General features: G+C 71.2%; 21 protein-coding genes and 1 pseudogene. 13 read left to right on the top strand and 9 right to left on the bottom strand.

The genetic code is table 11. From position 1 onward, the window contains the following. The first annotated feature begins 101 nt into the window (after positions 1-101). The 10 genes from AC3CH1_RS05870 (at position 102) to AC3CH1_RS05915 (ending at position 9,417) form a co-directional block, all read left to right on the top strand. A complete protein-coding gene (locus AC3CH1_RS05870) occupies positions 102-1,799 on the top strand; it encodes a nitrite/sulfite reductase (RefSeq protein WP_488461879.1) in 1,698 nt (565 codons plus the stop codon). Then, positions 1,796-1,975, top strand: coding sequence for a hypothetical protein (locus AC3CH1_RS05875; protein ID WP_488461880.1), 180 nt, complete (start codon positions 1,796-1,798; stop codon positions 1,973-1,975). Before AC3CH1_RS05870 ends, AC3CH1_RS05875 begins: the two co-directional genes overlap by 4 nt. Next, the gene (locus AC3CH1_RS05880; protein WP_488461881.1) at positions 1,972-2,688 is read left to right on the top strand and encodes a phosphoadenylyl-sulfate reductase; all 717 of its coding nucleotides are present in this window, start codon (positions 1,972-1,974) and stop codon (positions 2,686-2,688) included. The genes AC3CH1_RS05875 and AC3CH1_RS05880 overlap by 4 nt, the downstream gene beginning before the upstream one ends. A gap of 23 nt (positions 2,689-2,711) precedes the next feature. After that, positions 2,712-3,257: an adenylyl-sulfate kinase gene (cysC, locus tag AC3CH1_RS05885; RefSeq protein ID WP_018956815.1), complete on the top strand. Its 546-nt coding sequence runs from the start codon at positions 2,712-2,714 to the stop codon at positions 3,255-3,257. Beyond that, complete coding sequence (cysD, locus tag AC3CH1_RS05890) at positions 3,254-4,189, top strand: sulfate adenylyltransferase subunit CysD (protein ID WP_488461882.1); 936 nt, start codon at positions 3,254-3,256, stop codon at positions 4,187-4,189. The genes cysC and cysD overlap by 4 nt, the downstream gene beginning before the upstream one ends. A gap of 2 nt (positions 4,190-4,191) precedes the next feature. After that, on the top strand, positions 4,192-5,547 hold the full coding sequence (locus AC3CH1_RS05895) for a sulfate adenylyltransferase subunit 1 (RefSeq protein WP_488461883.1): 1,356 nt from the start codon (positions 4,192-4,194) through the stop codon (positions 5,545-5,547). A 228-nt stretch (positions 5,548-5,775) separates the two neighbouring features. After that, the gene (locus AC3CH1_RS05900; RefSeq protein WP_488461884.1) at positions 5,776-6,891 is read left to right on the top strand and encodes an aliphatic sulfonate ABC transporter substrate-binding protein; all 1,116 of its coding nucleotides are present in this window, start codon (positions 5,776-5,778) and stop codon (positions 6,889-6,891) included. Between the two features lie 48 nt (positions 6,892-6,939). Next, complete coding sequence (locus tag AC3CH1_RS05905) at positions 6,940-7,731, top strand: ABC transporter ATP-binding protein (RefSeq protein WP_018956819.1); 792 nt, start codon at positions 6,940-6,942, stop codon at positions 7,729-7,731. Further along, on the top strand, positions 7,718-8,644 hold the full coding sequence (locus AC3CH1_RS05910) for an ABC transporter permease (protein WP_265598458.1): 927 nt from the start codon (positions 7,718-7,720) through the stop codon (positions 8,642-8,644). Before AC3CH1_RS05905 ends, AC3CH1_RS05910 begins: the two co-directional genes overlap by 14 nt. Before the next feature lie 8 nt (positions 8,645-8,652). Next, positions 8,653-9,417 carry a sirohydrochlorin chelatase gene (locus AC3CH1_RS05915; protein ID WP_488461885.1) on the top strand — a complete coding sequence of 255 codons (765 nt, stop codon included), beginning with the start codon at positions 8,653-8,655 and terminating at the stop codon, positions 9,415-9,417. 37 nt (positions 9,418-9,454) lie between these two features. On the opposite strand, the gene AC3CH1_RS05920 is transcribed toward AC3CH1_RS05915, so the two are convergent. The 7 genes and pseudogenes from AC3CH1_RS05920 to AC3CH1_RS05950 form a co-directional block, all read right to left on the bottom strand. Then, the gene (locus tag AC3CH1_RS05920) at positions 9,455-9,862 is read right to left on the bottom strand and encodes a nuclear transport factor 2 family protein (RefSeq protein ID WP_488461886.1); all 408 of its coding nucleotides are present in this window, start codon (positions 9,860-9,862) and stop codon (positions 9,455-9,457) included. Next, positions 9,855-10,403 (bottom strand): DUF1697 domain-containing protein, encoded by a 549-nt coding sequence (locus AC3CH1_RS05925; protein WP_488461887.1) that lies wholly within the window; start codon positions 10,401-10,403, stop codon positions 9,855-9,857. The genes AC3CH1_RS05920 and AC3CH1_RS05925 overlap by 8 nt, the downstream gene beginning before the upstream one ends. A 200-nt stretch (positions 10,404-10,603) precedes the next feature. Beyond that, positions 10,604-11,806 carry a S8 family peptidase gene (locus tag AC3CH1_RS05930; protein ID WP_488461888.1) on the bottom strand — a complete coding sequence of 401 codons (1,203 nt, stop codon included), beginning with the start codon at positions 11,804-11,806 and terminating at the stop codon, positions 10,604-10,606. A 566-nt stretch (positions 11,807-12,372) separates the two neighbouring features. Further along, positions 12,373-13,609 (bottom strand): annotated as a pseudogene (gene mgt, locus AC3CH1_RS05935) (macrolide-inactivating glycosyltransferase). Positions 13,610-13,628: 19 nt separating this feature from the next. Then, the gene (locus AC3CH1_RS05940) at positions 13,629-14,924 is read right to left on the bottom strand and encodes an ABC transporter substrate-binding protein (protein ID WP_488461889.1); all 1,296 of its coding nucleotides are present in this window, start codon (positions 14,922-14,924) and stop codon (positions 13,629-13,631) included. Further along, positions 14,924-15,838 (bottom strand): carbohydrate ABC transporter permease, encoded by a 915-nt coding sequence (locus AC3CH1_RS05945; protein WP_488461890.1) that lies wholly within the window; start codon positions 15,836-15,838, stop codon positions 14,924-14,926. Before AC3CH1_RS05945 ends, AC3CH1_RS05940 begins: the two co-directional genes overlap by 1 nt. After that, on the bottom strand, positions 15,835-16,848 hold the full coding sequence (locus tag AC3CH1_RS05950; protein ID WP_488461891.1) for a carbohydrate ABC transporter permease: 1,014 nt from the start codon (positions 16,846-16,848) through the stop codon (positions 15,835-15,837). Before AC3CH1_RS05950 ends, AC3CH1_RS05945 begins: the two co-directional genes overlap by 4 nt. A 142-nt stretch (positions 16,849-16,990) precedes the next feature. Between AC3CH1_RS05950 and AC3CH1_RS05955 the strand changes: the two genes are divergently transcribed. After that, the gene (locus AC3CH1_RS05955; protein ID WP_488461892.1) at positions 16,991-17,857 is read left to right on the top strand and encodes a phosphotransferase enzyme family protein; all 867 of its coding nucleotides are present in this window, start codon (positions 16,991-16,993) and stop codon (positions 17,855-17,857) included. A gap of 207 nt (positions 17,858-18,064) precedes the next feature. Beyond that, on the top strand, positions 18,065-18,577 hold the full coding sequence (locus AC3CH1_RS05960; protein ID WP_488461893.1) for a hypothetical protein: 513 nt from the start codon (positions 18,065-18,067) through the stop codon (positions 18,575-18,577). 58 nt (positions 18,578-18,635) lie between these two features. Here AC3CH1_RS05960 and AC3CH1_RS05965 read toward each other — a convergent pair whose 3' ends face one another. Continuing rightward, positions 18,636-19,346 carry an exonuclease domain-containing protein gene (locus AC3CH1_RS05965; protein ID WP_488461894.1) on the bottom strand — a complete coding sequence of 237 codons (711 nt, stop codon included), beginning with the start codon at positions 19,344-19,346 and terminating at the stop codon, positions 18,636-18,638. Positions 19,347-19,517: 171 nt separating this feature from the next. After that, complete coding sequence (locus AC3CH1_RS05970) at positions 19,518-20,753, bottom strand: DUF5919 domain-containing protein (RefSeq protein ID WP_032790987.1); 1,236 nt, start codon at positions 20,751-20,753, stop codon at positions 19,518-19,520. A gap of 395 nt (positions 20,754-21,148) precedes the next feature. On the opposite strand from AC3CH1_RS05970, the gene glgX reads away from it, so the two are divergent. Then, positions 21,149-23,278 (top strand): glycogen debranching protein GlgX, encoded by a 2,130-nt coding sequence (gene glgX, locus AC3CH1_RS05975; protein WP_488461895.1) that lies wholly within the window; start codon positions 21,149-21,151, stop codon positions 23,276-23,278. The last annotated feature ends 59 nt before the right edge of the window (positions 23,279-23,337 follow it).

Consider the following 23,337-nt stretch of genomic DNA (forward strand, 5'->3'; position numbering starts at 1 on the left):
GCCGCCCCCTCTGCCCTCTGAACCGCCCTGCGCACCGCCGCGCCTCAGCGCGAGTGTGCCGCTCAGAGCCGCCCTCCCGCAGTCCCGAAGGACGTATTGTCATGGCCGCTACCCCGGAACAGCCTGCGACCACCACGCCCCGCCGCAAGGCCGGACGCCACCGCGGCGAGGGCCAGTGGGCCGTGGGCCACCACACCCCCCTGAACGGGAACGAGCAGTTCAAGAAGGACGACGACGGTCTCAACGTACGGACACGTATTGAGACGATCTACTCCAAGCGCGGCTTCGACTCCATCGACCCGAACGACCTGCGCGGACGCATGCGCTGGTGGGGGCTGTACACCCAGCGCAAGCCCGGCATCGACGGCGGCAAGACGGCCGTGCTGGAGCCGGAGGAGCTGGACGACGAGTTCTTCATGCTGCGCGTCCGCATCGACGGCGGCCGGCTGACCACCCAGCAGCTGCGGGTGATCGGGGAGATCTCCCAGGAGTTCGCGCGGGGCACCGCCGACCTCACCGACCGGCAGAACGTGCAGTACCACTGGATCCGCATCGAGGACGTGCCGGAGATCTGGCGGCGGCTCGAAGAGGTGGGCCTGTCCACCACCGAGGCCTGCGGTGACACGCCCCGCACCATCCTCGGCTCGCCCGTGGCGGGCGTCGCGGAGAACGAGATCATCGACGGCACGCCCGCCATCGACGAGATCCAGCGGCGGTTCATCGGCAACCCCGACTTCTCCAACCTGCCCCGCAAGTTCAAGACGGCGATCTCCGGCTCCCCGCACCTGGACGTGGCACACGAGATCAACGACATCGCCTTCGTCGGCGTGAACCACCCGGAGCACGGGCCCGGCTTCGACCTCTGGGTCGGCGGCGGTCTCTCCACCAACCCGAAGCTCGGGGTGCGGCTCGGCGCCTGGGTGCCGCTCGACGAGGTGCCCGACGTGTACGGCGGGGTCATCGCGATCTTCCGCGACTACGGCTACCGGCGGCTGCGCACCCGCGCCCGCCTGAAGTTCCTGGTCGCGGACTGGGGCCCGGAGAAGTTCCGCCAGGTCCTCCAGGACGAGTACCTGAAGCGTGAGCTGATCGACGGCCCCGCGCCCGAGGAGCCCGCCCAGACCTGGCGCGACCACCTCGGGGTGCACCGGCAGAAGGACGGCCGCTTCTACGTCGGCTTCGCCGCGCGGGTCGGCCGGGTCGACGGATCCACCCTCACCAAGATCGCCGAGCTGGCCGACGCGCACGGCTCCGGCCGGGTGCGGACCACCGCCGAGCAGAAGATGATCGTGCTCGACGTGGCCGAGGAGCAGGTGGAGTCCCTGGTCTCCGGGCTGGAGGCGCTCGACCTCAAGGTCACCCCGTCCCCGTTCCGGCGCGGCACGATGGCCTGCACCGGCATCGAGTTCTGCAAGCTGGCGATCGTCGAGACGAAGGCGCGCGGCGCCGCCCTCATCGACGAACTGGAACGCCGCATCCCGGAGTTCGACCACCCCATCACCATCAACATCAACGGCTGCCCGAACGCCTGCGCCCGCATCCAGGTCGCGGACATCGGCCTCAAGGGCCAGTTGATGCTGGACGAGAGCGGCAACCAGGTCGAGGGCTACCAGGTGCACCTCGGCGGCGCGCTGGGCCTGGAGGCCGGGTTCGGCCGCAAGGTCCGCGGACTGAAGGTCACCTCGGCCGAACTGCCCGACTACGTCGAGCGGGTGCTCGGCCGCTTCCAGGAGGAGCGCGAGGACGGCGAGCGCTTCGCGACCTGGGCGGCCCGGGCCAGTGCGGAGTCGCTGTCATGAGCGAGCGAGCCGCCCCGTTCCACTGCCCGTACTGCGGCGACGAGGACCTGCGTCCCAACGAGACCGGTCACGGCGCCTGGGAATGCGCTTCCTGCAACCGTGCGTTCCAGCTGAAGTTCCTGGGTCTGCTGACCCGGGGCGTTCGGCGCAACGACGGTGAGGGAGACGGGATATGACGGACGCTCTGCTGATCGGACAACTCAGCGACGAGGACCTCCGGGATCTGGCCGAGGAGGCCGGACGGGAGCTGGAGGACGCCTCCGCGTCCACGATCCTGAAGTGGGCGACCGACACCTTCGGGCCGCGCTTCTGCGTCACCTCCTCGATGGAGGACGCCGTGGTCGCGCATCTGGCGTCGCGGGTGATGCCGGGCGTGGACGTGGTCTTCCTGGACACCGGCTACCACTTCCCGGAGACCATCGGGACCCGGGACGCGGTGGACGCGGTGATGGACGTCAACGTCATCACGCTCACCCCTCGGCGGACCGTGGCCGAACAGGACGCCGAGCACGGCGAGAGGCTGCACGACCGTGACCCCGACCTGTGCTGCGCGCTGCGCAAGGTCAAGCCGTTGGAGGACGGCCTGACCGCGTACGCCGCGTGGGCGACGGGCCTGCGCCGCGACGAGTCCCCGACCCGGGCGAACACCCCGGTCGTCGGCTGGGACGCCAAGCGCCGCAAGGTGAAGGTCTCCCCCATCGCCCGGTGGACCCAGGACGACGTGGACGCCTACGTCGCCGAGCACGGGGTGCTCACCAACCCGCTGCTGATGGACGGTTACGCCTCCGTCGGCTGCGCGCCCTGCACCCGCCGGGTGCTGGAGGGCGAGGACGCACGGGCCGGCCGCTGGGCCGGACGGGGCAAGACCGAATGCGGGCTGCACGGCTGATGACGACTGATCAGGAGAGTTCGATGAGCGTGACGGAGACGGGAGCCACGATCTGGCTGACCGGTCTGCCGAGCGCGGGCAAGACCACCATCGCGTACGAGCTGGCGGGCCGGCTGCGGACCGAGGGACACCGGGTGGAGGTGCTCGACGGCGACGAGATCCGCGAGTTCCTCTCCGCGGGCCTCGGCTTCTCCCGCGAGGACCGGCACACGAACGTGGCCCGGATCGGCTTCGTCGCCGAACTGCTCGCCGCCAACGGCGTGAAGGTGCTGGTCCCCGTCATCGCCCCGTTCGCCGACAGCCGCGAGGCCGTCCGCAAGCGGCACGCCACCGAGTCCACCACCTATCTGGAGGTGCACGTCGCGACCCCCGTCGAGGTGTGCTCCGTACGCGATGTGAAGGGGCTGTACGCCAAGCAGGCGGCCGGCGAGATCAGCGGTCTCACCGGGGTCGACGACCCCTACGAGGCGCCCGAATCGCCCGACCTGCGGATCGAGTCGCACCAGCAGACCGTGCAGGAGTCCGCAGCGGCGCTCCACGCGCTGCTCACCGAGAGGGGCCTGGCGTGAGCACCGTCGCCACCGTGCCGGAAGGCACCGTCAACCCGTACGCGCTCAGCCACCTGGACTCCCTGGAGTCGGAGGCGGTCCACATCTTCCGTGAGGTGGCGGGAGAGTTCGAGCGGCCGGTGATCCTGTTCTCCGGCGGCAAGGACTCCATCGTGATGCTGCACCTGGCGCTCAAGGCGTTCGCGCCCGCGCCGGTGCCGTTCACCCTGCTGCACGTGGACACCGGGCACAACTTCCCCGAGGTCCTGGAGTACCGCGACCGTGCGGTGAAGAAGCACGGGCTGCGGCTGCACGTCGCCTCCGTGCAGGAGTACATCGACGCCGGGAAGCTCCGCGAGCGCCCCGACGGCACCCGCAACCCGCTCCAGACGGTCCCGCTCACCGAGGCGATCCAGCAGCACCGCTTCGACGCGGTGTTCGGCGGCGGGCGGCGCGACGAGGAGAAGGCGCGGGCCAAGGAGCGGGTCTTCTCGCTGCGCGACGAGTTCTCCCAGTGGGACCCGCGCCGGCAGCGGCCCGAGCTGTGGCAGCTCTACAACGGCCGGCACGCCCCGGGCGAGCACGTGCGGGTCTTCCCGATCTCCAACTGGACCGAGCTGGACGTCTGGCAGTACATCGAGCGCGAGGGGATCGAGCTCCCGGAGATCTACTTCGCCCATGAGCGCGAGGTCTTCGACCGCAACGGCATGTGGCTGACCGCCGGGCACTGGGGCGGTCCCAAGGAGCACGAGACCACCGAGACCCGTCTGGTGCGCTACCGCACGGTCGGCGACATGTCCTGCACCGGCGCCGTCGACTCCGACGCCACCACGCTGGACGCCGTGATCACCGAGATCGCCGCCTCCCGGCTCACCGAGCGGGGCGCGACCCGTGCCGACGACAAGATGTCCGAGGCCGCGATGGAAGACCGCAAGCGCGAGGGGTACTTCTAACCATGACCACCCAACTCCAGTCGGCCGAGCAGTTCGCCGACGTGTCGTCCACCACCCTGCTGCGCTTCGCCACGGCCGGGTCGGTCGACGACGGCAAGTCCACCCTCGTGGGACGCCTGCTGCACGACTCCAAGTCGGTCCTCACCGACCAGTTGGAGGCCGTCGAGCAGGCCTCGCTGAAAAGGGGTCAGGAAGCGCCGGACCTGGCGCTGCTGACCGACGGGCTGCGGGCCGAGCGCGAGCAGGGCATCACCATCGACGTCGCCTACCGCTACTTCGCCACCGCCCGTCGCCGGTTCATCCTCGCCGACACCCCGGGCCATGTGCAGTACACCCGCAACATGGTGACCGGCGCCTCCACGGCGGAGCTGGCCGTGGTCCTGGTGGACGCCCGCAACGGCGTCGTCGAGCAGACCCGCCGGCACGCCGCCGTCGCCGCGCTGCTGCGCGTCCCGCACGTGGTGCTGGCGGTCAACAAGATGGATCTCGTCGACTACGCGGAGCCCGTGTTCGCCGCGATAGCCGAGGAGTTCACCGCGTACGCCGCCTCGCTCGGCGTCCCGGAGATCACCGCGATCCCGATCTCGGCGCTGGCCGGGGACAACGTGGTGGAGCCGTCCGCGCACATGGACTGGTACGGCGGGCCGACCGTCCTGGAGCACCTGGAGACGGTGCCGGTCAGCCACGACCTCACCGCCTGCCACGCGCGCTTTCCCGTGCAGTACGTGATCCGCCCGCAGAGCGCCGAGCACCCCGACTACCGGGGCTACGCCGGTCAGATCGCGGCCGGGGTGTTCCGGGTCGGCGAGTCCGTCTCCGTACTCCCCTCGGGTCGCACCACCACCATCACGGGCATCGACGCGCTCGGGGAGAGCGTCGACGTCGCCTGGGCGCCGCAGTCGGTGACGCTCCGGCTGGCCGACGACATCGACATCTCGCGCGGCGACCTGATCGCCCCGGTCGACGACTCCCCCGCCGTCACGCAGGACGTCGAGGCGACCGTCTGCCACGTCGCCGACCAGCCGCTCTCGGTGGGCCAGCGGGTGCTGCTCAAGCACACCACCCGTACGGTCAAGGCGATCGTCAAGGACATCCCCTCCCGGCTCACCCTGGACGACCTCTCCCAGCACCCGGCGCCCGGGCAGCTGGTCGCCAACGACATCGGCCGGGTCGTCGTGCGCACCGCCGAACCGCTCGCCCTCGACGCCTACGCCGACTCCCGGCGCACGGGTTCGTTCCTCCTGATCGACCCGGCGGACGGTACGACGCTGAGCGCCGGCATGGCGGGCGCCTCGTTCGCCGCGGTCGCCGAAGCCGCCGCCCCGGCCGCCGACGACGACGCCGCATGGGACTTCTGATGGCCACCGACTTCTTCTCCACCTTCGCGAAGGAGGGCGGCCGGGTCGGCAGCGGCGCCCTCGGCAGCGGTCAGGGCGGGGTCGGGCGATGTGCGTGATGACGTACGCGCACTGCTCGCGCGCCCTCCCGCACCGTCCGTACCGCCGAAGACCTGCCGACCTCCCGGCCACGCCCCCCTGAGAAGACAGCGGGACGTGAGCGCCGGGCCAACGAGAGGAAAGCCTCCCGTGCCTGCCCCCCGTTCCACCGTTCGCCGCTCCATCGCCGCCGTCGCGGCGCTGCCGCTGCTCGCCCTGGCGGCGACCGCCTGCGGCTACGGCTCCGAGGCCAAGGACGACGACGCCAAGAAGGCGAACGTCTCCGCCAAGGGGAAGAAGCTCTCCACGGACACCGTGAAGATCGGCTACTTCCCGAACCTCACGCACGCCACCGCCCTGGTCGGTATCCAGGAAGGCACCATCCAGAAGGAACTGGGCGGCACCCAGGTCGAGTCCACGACCTTCAACGCGGGTCCCTCCGAGATCGAGGCGCTGAACGCCGGATCCATCGACATCGGCTTCATCGGCCCCTCCCCCTCCATCAACGGCTTCAGCAAGTCCCAGGGCAAGGGGCTGCGGATCATCTCCGGCTCGGCCTCCGGCGGGGTGAAGCTGGTCGTCAACCCGGACAAGATCAAGACCCTGGACGACCTCAAGGGCAAGAAGATCGCCACCCCGCAGCTCGGCAACACCCAGGACGTGGCCTTCCTCAACTGGATCTCCGAGAAGGGCTGGAAGGTCGACGCCCAGAGCGGCAAGGGCGACGTCTCCGTGGTCCGCTCGGACAACAAGGTGACCCCCGACGCCTACAAGTCCGGTGACCTGGACGGCGCCTGGGTGCCCGAGCCGACCGCGTCCAAGCTGGTGTCCGAGGGCGCGAAGGTGCTCCTCGACGAGAAGGACCTGTGGCCGGACAAGAAGTTCGTGATCACGAACATCATCGTGTCGCAGAAGTTCCTCGACGAGCACCCGGACGTGGTCGAGGCGGTGCTGAAGGGTTCGGTCGCCACCAACAAGTGGATCAACGCCAACCCCGAAGAGGCGAAGGCGTCCGCCAACAAGGCGCTGGAGAACCTGAGCGGCAAGCCGCTGCCCAAGGAGATCCTCGACTCGGCGTGGGAGTCGATCGAGATCACCGACGACCCGCTGGCCGCCACGCTCAAAACGCAGGCCGGGTACTCGGTGAAGTCCGGTCTCCTCAAGGAGCCGAACCTCCAGGGCATCTACGACCTGGGCCCGCTGAACAAGATCCTCGAGGCCGAGGGCCGGCCCGAGGTCGCCGACGCCGGCCTCGGCGTCAAGTAACCCCGCCCATCCGTACCAGGACGTAAGGATCCCCAGGAGGTGACGACCATGGCGACCACCACCCTCACCAAGGCCGAGGACCGTACGACGGTCGAGCACGCCGCCCGTCTCGCGCACGTCTCGAAGTCCTTCGCCGGACCCACCGGTCAGCAGCTCGTCCTGGACGACATCACGCTCGATGTCGCGCCGGGCGAGTTCGTCACCCTCCTGGGAGCCTCCGGGTGCGGAAAGTCGACGCTGCTCAATCTGGTGGCCGGACTCGACCGCCCGTCCAAGGGGTCCATCGAGACCCCCGGCGGGCGGCCGGCCCTGATGTTCCAGGAGCACGCCCTCTTCCCGTGGCTGACCGCGGGCAAGAACATCGAACTGGCCCTGCGGTTGCGCGGGGTGCCCAAGTCCGAGCGGCGCACCGAGGCGGAACGGCTGCTCGAACTCGTCCGCCTGGGCGGGGCGTACGGCAAGCGGGTGCACGAGCTGTCCGGAGGCATGCGGCAGCGCGTCGCGATGGCCCGCGCGCTCGCCCAGGACAGTCAACTGCTGCTGATGGACGAGCCGTTCGCGGCGCTCGACGCCATCACCCGCGATGTGCTGCACGACGAGCTGACCCGGATCTGGCGGGAGACGAACGCCTCGGTCCTCTTCGTCACGCACAACGTGCGCGAGGCCGTACGGCTCGCGCAGCGCGTCGTGCTGCTCTCGTCCCGGCCGGGCCGGATCGCCCGGGAGTGGACGGTCGACATCGAGCAGCCGCGCCGCATCGAGGACACCGCCGTCGCGGAGCTGTCCGTCGAGATCACCGAAGAACTGCGTGGGGAGATCCGCCGACATGGCCAGCACTGACATCACGTCGAGCCGGAAGCGGCCGGACGAGTCGGCCGGGCCGGGCGGCGCGAAGCCCGACGATCTGGCGGGCCTGGAGGCCGGGCTCGACGCCCTGGACGCCGTGCAGATCAACCGCACCCCGGTGCGCGAGGTCCTGCTGCGCAAGGTGCTGCCGCCGGTCGTGGCGGTGGCGCTCGTCCTGGTGATCTGGGAACTGCTGGTCCGCGCCCAGGTCACGGAGGTCTACAAGCTGCCGCCGCCGTCCGCCGTGTGGAACAGCGCGCGGGAGATGTGGCTCGCTGGCACGCTGCTGGAGGTCGTCTGGACCAGCGTCTCGCGCGGTCTGCTCGGCTTCCTCCTCGCGGTCGCCATCGGTACGCCGCTGGGGCTGCTGGTAGCCCGGGTGAAGCTGATCCGGGCCGCGATCGGCCCGATCCTGTCCGGGCTCCAGTCGCTGCCGTCGGTGGCGTGGGTGGCACCGGCGGTGATCTGGCTCGGGCTGAACGACCAGATGATGTTCGCGGTGATCCTGCTGGGCGCGGTGCCCTCGATCGCCAACGGGCTGGTCTCCGGCGTCGACCAGGTGCCGCCGCTGTTCCTCCGGGCCGGCCGCACGCTGGGCGCGACCGGGCTGCGCGGAACCTGGCACATCGTGCTCCCGGCGGCGCTGCCCGGCTATCTGGCGGGTCTCAAGCAGGGCTGGGCGTTCTCCTGGCGCTCGCTGATGGCGGCCGAGATCATCGCCTCCTCCCCCGAACTGGGTCTGGGGCTGGGGCAGTTGCTGGAGAACGGTCGCAGCAACTTCGACATGCCCGGGATCTTCCTCTCGATCCTGCTCATCCTGTTCGTCGGCATCGCCATCGACCTGCTCATCTTCAGTCCGCTGGAGCGGTGGGTCCTGCGCAGCCGCGGTCTCCTCGTCAAGAACTGAGCTCCCCCATGACGCACCCCACGCTCCTCGTCATCGCCCACGGCAGCCGCGACCCGCGGCACGCCGCGACCGTGCACGCGCTCACCGAGCGGGTCCGGGCCGAGCGGCCGGGGCTGCCCGTGGAGACCGCGTACCTGGAGTTCAACGCCCCCTCCGTGCCCCGGGTGCTGGAGCGCCTGGCCGCGGCGGGGGCGGACGAGGTCGTCGCCCTTCCGCTGCTGCTCACCCGGGCGTTCCACGCCAAGACCGACATCCCCTCGGTCCTGCGCGAGGCCCGCGCCCGGCTGCCGCGGCTGAACATCCGGCAGGCCGACGTGCTCGGCCCGTCCCCGCTGCTGAACGCCACGCTGGGGCGGCGGCTGCGGGAGGCCGGGATCCGTCCCGGCGACATCCCCCGGACCGGGCTCGTCCTGGCCTCGGCGGGATCCACAGACCCGGAGGCGATCGCAGTGATCGCTGAAATCGCGCGGGAGCTGCGGCACACCGGTTGGTGCGCCGTGCGGCCTGCGTTCGCCTCCGCTGTTCATCCCGGTGGCATCTCCCGCACCGAGGACGCGGTGAGGGCCCTGCGCGCCGACGGCGTGCGCCGGGTGGCGGTGGCCCCGTACGTCATCGCGCCCGGCCGGCTCCCCGACCGCATCGCGGCGGGCGCAGAGGCGGCCGGGGCTGACGTACTGGCCGATGTACTGGGCCCCGCACCGGAGTTGGCGCGGTTGCTGCTGGACCGGTACGACGAGGCGCGGGTGCCGGAGCGCGCCTCGCTGTCGGCCTGAGGTATCGGGGCGGGGGCGGCTCTCGGCCGATCGGCGATCAGGCCTCGGTGGAAGGGCCGTCGAGGGGACTGCCGGGCGGGCCGTCGTCGAACGGCGTCGCCTGGTGGAAGTAGAGCCGCCAGCCCGGCGGGGTCAGTCGCCACAGGGAACTGCGGTGCGAGTGGACCCCCTTGGACTCGGTGTCGAAGGTGAGGTGCACCAGGTCGGCGCAGAGCTGCGCCCCTCGCATGCGGGAGGCGGTGAGCGGACCGGGACGTGGCGCGTCGTCGGCGGTGAGCGAGGCGATGATCGTCTCCCGGGTCCAGAGCCGACCGCTGGTGCCGATCTCCCGGAACTCGGGGTGCAGCAGCGAGGCGAGGAGCTCGGCGGAGGCCCGTACCACCGGGTCCAGCAGGCGCAGCTCGCCCTCGATCGCTGCGGCCACGGCGGGCGAGGGCTCAGCCACGGGTCAGCTCCACGAGTTTCGCCACGGTGTTCCAGTTGCGGCTGGTGGCGGTGAGGCCCTTGACGTGGCGGGGGCGTCCCAGCGCGGCGGCCAGCTTGGAGCGGCCGAGCCCGTCGGGGGCGTACAGGTACAGGCAGCGGTCGCCGAGCCGGAACTCCTCCGGCAGGAAGTCCCCGGCCTCCAGGCCCGCGAAGCGGTCCGCGTCCACGGGCCGGTCGAAGAAGGTGACGTGGAGCTGCCTGCCCTCCAGCTCGGCCGCGGGGAAGGGGCAGGCCTCGTCGACGGCGGCGAGATAGGCGGCGTCGCGGACGAGGCAGTCGACGGCGAATCCGAACCGCCGGCGCAGGGCCTGTTCCATGGCGGCGGCCAGCACGTCCTCGTCGTCGCTCTCGCTCCGGAAGACGGCGTTGCCGCTCTGCAGATGGGTGGCGATGCCGGTGTGCCCCAGTTCGGTGAGCACGGTGCGCAGTTCGGGCATGGGGACCCTTTTGCTGCCGCTCACGTTGATCCCCCGCAGCAGGGCCGCGTACGTCGTCGTCATGGCCACTCACCCTAGGCCCTCGCGCGGGGATCCGGCCGGATTGGCCGGATCGGGGAGCGGGGCCGGGGCGATCGCCGGGGCCGGCCGGGAACGACGTGGCCGCCGCGCCCCGTGGGGGAGAGCGCGGCGGCCGCTGTGCGCGGGGGCCGGGCGGCGGGGGTGCGACCACCGCCGCCCGGCGTCCGGTCGGAACCGGGGTACTACTCGACGACCTTGAGGAGCTTGTTGGCCGTGCCCTCGGTGGCGTTGCTGATGGCGTCCGGGGTGGCTCCCTCGGTGAGCGCCGTGGCGACGGCCTCCGGGGTCGCGCCCTGGTTGCCCGCCAGGTAGACGGCGGCCGCGCCGACGACGTGCGGGGTGGCCATGGACGTACCGGAGATGGTGTTGGTGCCGGTGTCGCTGTCGTTCCAGGTGGACGTGATGTCCGAGCCCGGCGCGTAGATGTCGACGACCGGGCCGTAGTTGGAGAACGACGACTGCTCGTCGGCCTCCGTGGACGAGGCGACGGTGATCGCCTCGGGGACGCGGGAGGGCGAGCCCTGTCCGGCGTCGCTGGACTCGTTGCCGGCGGCCACACCGAAGGTGATGCCCGCGGCGATGGCCTTCTGGACGGCCTCGTCGAGGGCGGGGTCGGCGCCGCCGCCGAGGCTCATGTTGGCGACGGACGGGCCCTTGGCGTTGGCGGTGACCCAGTCGATCCCGGCGATGACCTGCTCGGTGGTGCCCGAGCCGTTGTCGTCCAGGACGCGGACGGCCACGATGTTCGCCTTCTTGGCGACGCCGTGCGCCGCCCCGGCTATGGTGCCCGCCACGTGGGTGCCGTGCCCGTTGCCGTCGTCGGCGTCGTCGTCGTTGTCGACGGCGTCGAAGCCGGAGGTGGCCCGGCCCTCGAAGTCCTCGTGGGTGACGCGGACACCGGTGTCGATGACGTACGCGGTGACGCCCTCGCCTCCGGCGTCCGGGTAGGTGTAGGCGTTGTCGCCCGCGGTCCCGGTCTGGTCGATCCGGTCCAGACCCCATGACGGCGGGTTGTCCTGGGTGGCGTCGATGCTGAACTTCTTGTTCTGCACCACCTTGGCGACGGCCGGGTCGGCGGCGAGGCGCTTGGCCTCGGTATCCGAAAGGCCGCTGGCGGAGAAGCCGTTGATGCTGGAGGAGTAGGTGCGCTTGAGCTTGCCGCCGTACTCCTTCGCGAGCTCGGACTTGTCGGCCTTCTTCTCGTCCAGCATCACGATGTAGCTGCCGGACACCGCGGTCGCGGCGTCCGCGCCGTAGACCGTTCCCATGGGGGCCGGTGCGGCTCCGGCGAATGAGGTGCCGAGAAGGGTGACTCCGGCGGCGGCCGCCACGGCGGTGATCGCGGCGGTCAGCTTGGTGCGACGGGTGCGCTGGTGCTTGGCCATGAAGAGGGGTCTCCTCGTCAAACTCTGTGGGGGGATTGGCCCTCGGCCGGAAGATCTCCGGGGGCTGGCTCGAAACCCTGACCGATTGACGAGCACAGATCAAGGCCCCCATGAGGTGTGACTTGCTCAACAAGGTTCCGTAATAAGAAATCGGCCATGGCCGGTCACGACGGCCGCAGAGAGCCGACCGCTGTCCGGACCGCCCGGATCGACCGGCCCCGGGCTGCCACGCGAGCACGCACCGCCTCGCATATCGCCTGTTCAGAGCCGTACGTGAAGCGTCGGACAGCGACCTGGCGCCCGCCGCCGGGGCGCCACCGGGGCCTGTGGGGCGGGAGTGACCGGACGTGAAGACCCGTGAAGGTCCGTGAAGGTGTGAGCGAGAGGGGTGAACACCCGGCCCCTGGTGTGAAATCGCGAGGGCATGCGTGCAGATGCGCCGACCGGACCCGGCGTGACAGGGGCTTCACAGAGCCGGAACACGCCACGTCCCGCCCCGGCGAACCGCCGGTCGCGGCGGTCGGGGCGGGACGGAGAACGTCTAGACAGCGCTCGGGCGATTCCGCTCAGCGCGACAGTTCGGCCTCGATGAGGTCGGCGGCCCGCGGGGTGCCGCCCTCCCGCGCCATCTGCTCGCTCAGCCGCCCGCACCGGGCGGCCACTTCGGGGTCGTTCACCAGAGCCAGCACGGCCTCGCGCAGACTCGCGGCGTCGGCCTCCTCCATCGGGAGGTGCCGGGCCACACCGAGCGACTGGAGCATGTCCGCGTTGCCGAACTGGTCGACGGCCTGGGGGACGGCGACCATCGGGGTGCCGGTGGCGAGCCCCTCCTGGCTCCCGCCCGCACCGGCGTGGGTGATGAAGGCGTCGGCCTGCTTGAGGACGGCCAGCTGCGGCACCCAGCTGCGCACCTCCACATTGCCCGGTACGTCTCCGAGTTCGGCGGGGTCGACGTGCGCGCCGATCTGGAGCACCACGTGCCAGCCGGGCAGGCCGCCGAAAGCGTCGACGCACTCCCGGTAGAACGCGGGCTGCTTGGTGAAGGAGGAGCCCAGCGACACCAGGAGCACCTTCTCCGCCCCGGCGGGCCGGGCCCACTCCCCCTGGTCCGCGCGGTCGCCCTGACAGGCCCCGACGAAGGTGTACATCTCGCGGTTCACCCGGTCCGCGTTCGGCTGGAGCGCCTCGGGGATCAGCACGATGCCGAAGCGCGGGCGGGCCACGAAGTCGTCGCTGGGGACATGGCCGAGGCCGTTCTCGGCGAGCCAGGCGTCGAAGCGCGCGTAGTACGCCTTGCCGCGCTCGGTCTGCTTCAGTTCGGCGGTCATCGGCTCGCCGACCTCCTGCTCGTACCCCTCCCAGGGGACCAGGTTGGGCCAGAGGGAGACGGCGGGGACGCCCCAGCGGTGGGCGAGGACCCGGGCGGGATAGGAGGTGATGTCGTGCAGGACGAGGTCGGGCTCGTCGCCCGCGAAGGCCTCGACGAGCTGCGGGAGCGCCTGGAGCGCGTCGTCGAGGAAGGGTTCGATGTTGTCGATCAGCTCGGTGCCCCAGGCATCGGGGTCGTCGTCGGTCGGCAGGGTCGAGGTGTAGATCACCGGCCGGGCGCCGGTGGCGGCGACCTTCTCGGCGAAGGAGGCCGGGATGGCGTAGCTGACGCGGTGTCCACGGTCGACGAGTTCGCGGATGACGTCGAGGCTCGGGTTCACATGTCCGTGGGCGGCGATGGAGAACATGGCGATGTGGGCACGCGGGGATTCCGTCATGCCGCACACCGTAGGCGAGACGAGACGTCTCGTGCAACTTTCTTTTCCGGCCGGGATCAGCGCTGGTAGCGGGCCAGCACCCGGTTTCCGTCGTCCACCAGCCGCTTCCGCAGCTCGTCGGTGTCGATCGCCCCGCTGTAGTACTCCTGAAGGGCGGGGGTGGCCACCTTGTCCTTCCACTCGGGGTAGCCGCGCACCGACTGGGCGGGCGCCAGGCGCAGCCCCCGCGCGAGCGCGGTGCCGACGGCCCAGCCGTGCTCGCTCCCCCGCAGTGCCGGGTCGGCCAGGGCCTCCGTACCGGTGGGCAGCATCCAGTCGCCCCGGGCGAGGCGCACCATGTTCGGGGGGCGCAGCAGGAAGTCGATGAACGCGACGGCCTCCTCCTTGTGCGGGCTATCCTCGGCGACCGACAGCGTCTGCGGGCTCACGCCCTGGACCGCGCCGCCCGCGCCCGCGGGCATCGGCAGAACCGTCCAGTCGAATCCCTCGGGCGCCTGCTGAATGATCTGCTGGCGGTAGGAGAAGCCGAGCGGGAGCATGGCGTACTTGCCGCCGAAGAACCCGGGGAGCGCGTCCGATCCGCCCATCCCCAGCGCGCCGCGGGCGGCGCTGCCGTCGGTGTTGACCTGGTCGCGGATGGTGCCGGCCACCACACCGTCGCCCTCCTCGAAGCGCAGCACCGCCTTGCCGTCGTCGTCGCGGTGGAAGAGCTGTCCGCCGCCGGACAGCCCCAGGTTGAGGGTGACGGAGACCGGCTCCTTCAGCGGCCAGGCGATTCCGTACCGCCCCTTGCCCGTCAGCTCGTCGGTGACCTCGCGGAACTCCTCCCAGCTCCAGGGGTGCTCCGGGGTCGGAATCCGGGCACCCGACGCCTTCAGCAGCTTCGTGTTGGCGATCAGGACCCGGGGCTCCTGGAGGAAGGGCACCCCGTGGACGCCCTCACCGAACGTGGTGGTGCGCCAGGACTGTTCGGGGATGTCGGCCTTGAGTCGTTCGGGGAGGAGGGGGCGCAGGTCGGCGAGGTAGCCCCCGTACGCGAAGTCGGCCAGGTCGTCGGAGGCGTCGTGGATGACGTCGGGGGCCTCGCCGCCCTCGAAGGAGGTGAGCAGCTGGTCGTGGACGCTGTCCCAGGTGCCCTGGACGTAGTCGACCTGGACGTCGGGGTGGGCCGCGTTCCACTCCTTCACCAGTTGCTTGTTGGCGTCGACGGACTCCTTCTGCCAGGCCAGCGACTGGAACCGGAGCCGGATCGTGCCGTCCGCGTCCCGCCCGTCGTCGCCGCCCGAGCAGCCGGTGAGCAGCAGGGCCAGTACGGCGACGGCGGACGCCGCCCGCCGGACCGCGGCGCGCATCAGTTCTTCACCGCCCCGGCCGTCATCCCGCCGGTGATCCGCCGCTGGATGAGAGCGAAGAGGACCAGGGAGGGGAGCGTGGCGAGGAAGGCGGCCGCGGCGAGCGGGCCGAGGTCGGCCACGCCCTCCGCGCCGAGGAAGTGGGTGAGGACGACCGGCAAGGTCTGCTTCTCCGGGGTCTTGAGCAGGACGAGCGCGAAGAAGAACTCGTTCCATGCGGTGATGAACGCGAACAGCGCGGTGGCGACGATCCCGGGGGCCAGCAGCGGGGCCACGACCGAGACGAGCGTCCGCACCCGGCCAGCCCCGTCGACGGCGGCGGCCTCCTCCAGCTCGGTCGGCACGGCCCGTACGTATCCGGCGAGCATCCACAGCGCGAAGGGCAGCGACCAGACGACGTAGACCATGATCAGCCCCCACAGGGTGTTGATCAGGTGCAGGTTCTTCAGGATCAGGAAGAGCGGGATGATCACCAGGACGAACGGGAACGCCTGGCTGACGACGACCCAGCCGGTCGCGGCGGTGGCGAGCCGGCCCCGGTGGCGGGCCATCACATAGGCCATCGGGGTGGCGATCACGACGGCGATCACGGCCGCGCCGACGGCGGCGATCAGGGAGTTGGCGGCGGCCTGGAGCAGCGGCTGCTCGTCGAAGGCCTGCCGGAAGTTGTCCAGGGTGGGCTGCTCGGGGATCCAGGTGGGGTGGAGCGAGCCCAGTTCACGGGCGGGTTTGAAGGCGGTCGAGATCAGCCACACGAACGGGAACGCGAGGAAGACCAGGTACGCCAGGAGCGCCAGGTACTGAGCGGCCCGCGCGGGCTTGCTGGTGCGCAGCCCGGTCGACTCCCGCCCCGCCGGTCCACGCCTCGCGGGCCCGGCCCCCGCCCGCCTCCGCCCCATCGGTCCGCGCCTCATCGGTCCTCGCCTCCCCTGAGCCGGCCGACGAGGAGCACGGCGAGGAGCACGGAGATCACCGCGACCATCACGAAGCCCATCGCCGCGGCGTAACCGAACTGGCCGTACCGGAAGGCCTCCTCGTAGGCGAAGAGCATCGGCAGCCGGGTCCGGCCGCCGGGTCCGCCGCTGGTCAGGACGTAGACCAGGGCGAAGGAGTTGAAGTTCCAGATCAGGTTGAGCGCGGAGATCGCGAGCGCGATCGGTTTCAGCGCGGGCCAGGTGACGGTACGGAAACGGCGCCACGCGCCCGCTCCGTCCAGGGCTGCCGCCTCGTGGAGTTCGCGCGGGGTGTTCTGGAGTCCGGCGAGCAGGGCCACGGTGGTCTGGGGCATGCCCGCCCAGATGCCGACGAGGATCACGGCGGGCAGCGCGGTGGCGAGGCCGGTCAGCCAGTCCCGGCCGTCGCCGAGTCCGAGGTCGCGGATGGTCTCGTTGAGGATGCCGGCGTCCGGGTTGTAGACGAGCCGCCACATGATGCCGACGACGACCTCGGGCATCGCCCAGGGGATGATCGCCAGCGCCCGGGCCAGCCAGCGCATCCGGAGGTTCTGGTTGAGCAGCAGGGCGAGGCCGAGCGCCAGGAGGAACTGCGGGACGGTGACGCCGACCGCCCAGAGCAGGCCGATCCGGAACGAGTCCCAGAACAGGGTGTCGTGCAGCAGGTCCTGGAAGTTCAGGGTGCCGATCCACTGGGTCGAGCGGGTGCGACCCGACTGGGCGTCGGTGAAGGCGAGAGCGAGGCCGTAGAGGAGCGGTCCGACGCTGAGGAGCAGGATCGGGATGAGCGCGGGGAGCACCAGGAACCAGGCGGCCCGGTCCCCGAACGCCTTGCGTTCCGGACGGCCCGACCGTCCCGGACGGCCGGTGCCCCCCGCACGTCCGCCCCGCCCGCCCCGCCCGTCCGGTCCGGTGCGCCCGCTGTGCGGGTCGTCAGGTCCGGGCCGCTTCGTCGCGGTCACCGATGTCACGAAATAGACCCCTTCGCCCCGCATCTCCCTGATGTGCCTGAGATGGACTTCATCCCGTTCCTCCTGCCCGGGAGGCCTCCGTCATCGTGCTGACGGGTCATCGGTTCGTCAAGGTGGCCTGCGGGGATGCAAAATCGCACCCATGGACGAGATGCGAGCGCGCGAGGTGCTGACGGCCGCCGGCGTTCCCGGCGCGGCGGAGCTGCTCGCGCTGGGCGAGAACGCGGTCTTCGCCGCCGGCGACCTGGTGATCAAGGTCGGCCGGGACGCCACCGGCCACCCGGAGCTGCGCGAGCGGGCCGAGCGGGAGGTGGCCCTCGCCGACTGGCTCGCCGCGTCCGGCGTCCCGGCCGTCCGCGCGGCCGAGCGGGCGCCACGCCTGGTGGAGGGCCACCCCGTGACGCTGTGGCACCGGCTTCCCGACCCCGTACGCCCCGCCGAGCCACGCGACCTCGCACCGCTGCTCTCCCTGGTGCACGCGCTGCCCGCGCCAGCGGACTTCACCCTGCCGCGCCGCGAGCTGCTGGGCGGCGTGGAGCGCTGGCTGACCCTGGCGGGAGAGGCGATCGACCCGGCGGACGCCGACTACCTCCGCGAGCGCCGCGACGGCTTCGCGGCCGCGGCCGCCGCGCTCGTTCCCCATCTGCCGCCGGGACCGATCCACGGCGACGCGCTCCCGCGCAACGTCCACGTCGGGCCCGACGGCCCGGTCCTGGTCGACCTGGAGACGTTCTCCGCCGATCTGCGCGAGCACGACCTGGTCGTTCTCGCCCTCTCCCGCGACCGCTACGGCCTCGACCCCGCCGCCTACGACGCCTTCACCTCCGCGTACGGCTGGGACGTCCGGGAGTGGGAGGGGTGCGCGGTGCTGCGCGGCGCCCGGGAGACGGCCAGCTGCGCCTGGGTCTCCCAGCACGCCCCGGCCAACCCGAAGGCGCTCGCCGAATTCCGCCGCCGGGTGGCATCGCTGCGCGAGGGGGACGCGGCGGTTCGGTGGTATCCGTTCTAGCGCTCGACGACGCCCGTGGTTCCGGTTCCCGTTCCGGTTCCGGCTTCTGGTTCTGGTTCCGGTTCGAGAGCGCCCGGGCCATCGCGAGGATGGCCGAGCCCATGGTCGCCAGCAGGCGTTCCTCGGTGAGGCCGACCGGCGCCACCGCGTGCGGTCGCAGCTGATCCTTCCCGCGCCGCCGTTTTGACCCCTCAGTAGGTTGACCTCATGGGATTCTTCGACATGCTGACCGGAACCAAGCGCCCCGAGGCCGGGGCGACGTCACTACCGGCCGAGGAGTTGCGGACGGCACTGCTCGGTCTCAATGGGCCTGAGGTCCCCTACATCATCAGCGACGGCGCCGCGCACGGCGCCGACCTGATGGCGGAGTGGCGGATCGCCGAGCCCGCCTGGCAGCACTTCTTCGTCCAGTCCCAGCTGACGCACGCCATCCGCATACGGATGCGGCTGGCCGAGGGCGCTCGAGAAGTACGCGCCGTCGAGGAGAGTTGGGAGGTCACCCGCGTCGGGAATCCTCCGCGGTTGCGGACGTCGGCGACGTACACGCGTGGCAGGGGCAGGACCGTCTCGCGCCAGTACACCTTCCAGCGGGGAGAGAACGGCCGCCTCGCGGCGACCGAGTCGTTCAGCTTCGACAGTGCGCAGCTGACGGACCCGCTGCGGGACACCACCCTCACATCGGGCTGGACCTGGCGCGGAGTGCTCTTCGGCAAGCTCTAGGCGGCCCGCCGACGCCGTTCTCCGCGCCCCGCCCGCCGCGACTCGGCGGCCCCTCTGCTCAGCGGCTGCGCGGGATCACCGGCCACGACGCCTCGACCACGGCCGTCGGGTCCGAGCGGCGCAGGTAGGTCTGGAGCGAGGCCGACTGCTCGGCGGCCGCCCGGATCTGAAGGGCGTGCAGTTCGGCGGGCGGCAGGGTGCCGACGGGGCGGTGCCGCTCCCCCATCCGGCGCACCACGCGCACGGCGGCCACCGCGTCGGCGCTCGCCTCGTGGGCTCCGTCGAGCGTGACCCCGTAGTGGTCGCACAGTGCTTGGAGGGCCCGCTTGCCCTTGCGGTACTTGTCGACGTGCTTGTCGATCACCAGCGGGTCGAGGACGGGCGAGGGCGCTCCGCCGACCCGCTCGTCGACCGACGGCAGCCCGTGCCTGCGGCACTCGCGGTCCAGCAGCGACAGGTCGTAGCGGGCGTTCATCACCACCAGCGGGACGCCCGAGCGCAGCACCTCGGCGACCGCGTGGGCGATCTCCTCGACCGCCGGGGCGGCCCGCGACCCGTGCCTGCGGGCGTGGTCGGTGCCGATGCCGTGGATCGCGGAGGCCTGTTCGGGTATCGCCACCCCCGGGTCGAGCAGCCAGGTCCGCTGCTCGGCGACCGTCCCGTCCGCGTCCAGCCGGACCAGTGCGGCGGTGACGATGCGGTCGTTCTCGACGTCGGTCCCCGTCGTCTCCAGGTCGAAGCCGACCAGTGTTCCCCGGTGCCAGCTCATCCCGATACCTCCTTCGTGGTGCGCTCCCCCATGTGCTGACCACCTTCGCACGGGCCACTGACAGCGCCCCGGGGAGGGGCGCGGCGCACGGCCCGTCAGAAAGAGGACCGGGCGGGCCCGTGAGGAGGACCGGGCGGGCCGGTGAGGAGAGAGCAAGGCGGGCCCGCCGGCTCAGGAGACCGGCCGGGAGTCCGTCCAGACCGATTCGAACTCCTCGCGGTACGTCTCGAACAGGCCGTGCTCGCTGTCCTGCCCCGCCCGCACCACCGTCCGCCGTCCCCCGCCGCGCAGTACCAGGACGGGCGCCTCCATGCCCCGGGCCCGCCGCAGGTAGGGCTGGACGACGCCCACGGCGTCCGGGCCGTCGCCGTCGACCAGGTAGGCGGTGAAGCGGGGGGTCTCGTCGAAGACCTGGATCTCGAACGCGCCCGGGTCGCGGAGCTTGGAGCGCACCCGGCGCATGTGCAGGATGTTCATCTCCACCGAACGGCTCAGCTCGCCCTTCTTGAGGCCGAGTTCCCGCTCCCGGCGGCGCACCGCGCTGCTGGCCGGGTTGATGAACAGCAGCCGGACCCGGCAGCCCGATTCGGCGAGCCGGACGAGCCGGCGTCCGGAGAAGTTCTGGACGAGCAGGTTGAGCCCTATGCCGATGGCGTCGAGCCGCCGTGCCCCGCCGAAGAGGTCCTCGGCGGGCAGCTGGCGCTGGAGCCGGACCCGGTCGGGGTGGACGGAGACCACGTCCGCGTACCGGTCGCCGACCAGCTCCTCCACCGCGTCCACCGGTAGCCGGTCCGCGGAGGGCACCCCCGCCCCGCTGCCGAGGATGTCCAGGAGCCGGGCGGAGGCGCGCTCCGCCTGGGCGAGGACCGCTTCGTTCAGCGCGCGGTTGCGGGAGACGACGTTGCGCGCGACCTCCAGCTCGTCCAGGGCCAGCTCGACGTCCCGCCGGTCGTCGAAGTACGGCTCGAAACAGGGCCAGTGCTGGACCATCAGCTCCCGCAGCTGCGGCAACGTCAGGAAGCTGAGGACGTTGTCGTCGGCCGGGTCCAGCAGATAGCCCTTGCGGCGGGAGACCTCGCGTACGGCGACGGCGCGCTGCACCCACTCCTGCCCGGCCGGTCCGGCCGCGGCCACCACCCACTCCTCGCCGTGCACCGGCTCGTAGATCGGCCGGAGCACCGCGGCGACGACGGCGCGCAGACGCTGTTCGACCAGATTCAGCCAGATATAGGCGCGTCCGGCCCGCTGGGCCCGGGTGCGCACCTCGTTCCAGGCCTCCGAGCCCCAGTCCAGCTCGGCGCCGATCTCCATGGGCTGCGCGAGGGACACCGCCCCGGGCGGGGCATCGGTCGACTCCCCCTCGTGACCTGCGTCACCTGGGGGCAGCTCGAACCCTCCCGAGCTCACCCGCGTACCGCCTTCCACTCCCCCACCCAACGATCAAGGAAGGGTACTCCGGGACCGCGATCCGACGCAGCCCGATGCGCAGGCGACTTTCTCAACTCCCCTGCGCGTAAGGCTTGTTCCTTGCGGCGAGATCGGGTGGAGTGAGCGGATTCATAGTGATTCGGGCCCCTGCCCCGGGGCGGGAACCGGACGCCCGCCGGGTGGCGGGGTCCGCAAGCGCGTCCGGGGCGGCACGGGGATGTCCGAAGTTGACCGGTGCGGCCCGGGTCCGGCGACGGGACCCGGCCGCACCGGGCGACGTCCTAGGCGAGCACCGTGTTTTCGGGGAGTATTCGGGAAGCATCGGGCCGAGGAAAGCCACCGCACCCGGATCAGGAGTGGGAAGAGTCTTCATCATGCAGGTCTGGCCGGGACACGCTTACCCCCTCGGCGCCACGTACGACGGCGCCGGCACCAACTTCGCGGTCTTCTCCGAGGCCGCCCACCGGATCGAACTGTGCCTGTTGCACGACGACGGTTCGGAGACGGCGGTGGAGCTCCGCGAGAGCGACGCCTTCGTGCGCCACGCCTATCTGCCCGGGGTGATGCCGGGGCAGCGGTACGGCTTCCGGGTGCACGGCCCCTACGAACCCCAGCGCGGGCAGCGGTGCAACTCCGCGAAACTGCTGCTGGACCCGTACGCCCGCGCGGTGGCCGGAAAGATCCAGTGGGGCGAGGAGGTGTACGGCTATCCGTTCGGCAGGCCGGACGCCCGCAACGACCTCGACTCGGCCCCGCACACCATGAGCTCGGTGGTGGTCAACCCCTACTTCGACTGGGGCGACGACCGCCGCCCCCGGACGGACTACCACCGCACGGTGATCTACGAGGCCCATGTGAAGGGCCTGACGATGCTGCACCCGGGGCTTCCGTCCGAGCTGCGCGGCACGTACGCGGGGCTCGCGCACCCGGAGGTGATCGCCCATCTGACGGAACTGGGCGTCACCGCGATCGAGCTGATGCCTGTTCACCAGTTCGTGCAGGACCACCGACTTTCGGACATGGGGCTCGCCAACTACTGGGGCTACAACACCATCGGCTTCTTCGCCCCGCACAACACGTACGCCTCCTGGGGCGACCGCGGCGAGCAGGTGCTGGAGTTCAAGCAGGCGGTGAAGGCGCTGCACCAGGCGGGCATCGAGGTCATCCTCGACGTGGTCTACAACCACACGGCCGAGGGCAACCACCTCGGCCCGACGCTCTCCTTCCGCGGCCTCGACAACGCCTCCTACTACCGGCTCACCGACGACCAGCGCTACTACATGGACACCACGGGCACCGGGAACTCCCTGCTCATGCGGTCCCCGCACGTTCTCCAGATGATCATGGACTCGCTGCGGTACTGGGTGACCGAGATGCACGTGGACGGCTTCCGCTTCGACCTCGCGGCGACGCTGGCCCGGCAGTTCCACGAGGTGGACCGGCTCTCCTCGTTCTTCGACCTGGTGCAGCAGGACCCGGTGGTCAGCCAGGTGAAGCTGATCGCCGAGCCGTGGGACGTCGGTGAGGGCGGCTACCAGGTGGGCAACTTCCCGCCGCTGTGGACCGAGTGGAACGGCAAGTACCGCGACACGGTCCGCGATCTGTGGCGGGGCGAGCCGCGCACCCTGGCGGAGTTCGCCGGGCGGCTCACCGGCTCCTCCGACCTCTACCAGGACGACGGCCGCCGCCCGCTCGCCTCGATCAACTTCACCACCTGCCACGACGGCTTCACCCTGCACGACCTCGTCTCGTACAACGACAAGCGCAACGAGGCCAACGGGGAGGACAACCGGGACGGCGAGAGCCACAACCGGTCCTGGAACTGCGGCGCGGAGGGCGAGAGCGACGACCCGGAGGTCCTGGAGCTGCGCGCCCGCCAGATGCGGAACTTCATCGCCACGCTGATGCTCTCGCAGGGCGTGCCGATGCTGAGCCACGGCGACGAGTTCGCCCGTACGCAGAACGGCAACAACAACGCCTACTGCCAGGACAACGAGCTGGCCTGGGTGCACTGGCCCGATCCGGACGAGAAGGCCGACGCCCCCGCCTCGACGCTGCTGGAGTTCACCCGGGCCATGGTGTGGCTCCGCCGCGACCACCCCGTCTTCCGGCGCCGCCGCTTCTTCCACGGACGGCCGGTGGAGGGCACCCACGACGAGCTCTCCGACATCGCCTGGTTCACCCCCGAGGGCGAGGAGATGACGCAGCGGGACTGGCAGGCGGCCCACGCCAAGGCGATGACCGTGTTCCTGAACGGGCACGCGATCTCGGAGCCGGGGCCGCGCGGCGAACAGATCTTCGACGACTCGTTCCTGCTGATGTTCAACGCGAGCGCCGAGACGCTGGAGTTCGCCGTCCCGGTCGGCCACGGGGAGCAGTGGCAGGTCGTCGTCGACACCGCGCGCCCGGGCGGGGTGGAGCCGGGGACGGGACCGAAGGTCGCCGAGGGCGAACGGATCACGCTGATCGGGCGCAGCCTGACCGTGCTGAAGCGGCCCGCCTGAGGCCTCGGGGGCCGGGAGCGGGAGTGAGTGTTGCGCCCGGGGTGACACGGATCGCCCCG

The organism is Streptomyces sp. MGP-P1, assembly GCF_057766565.1.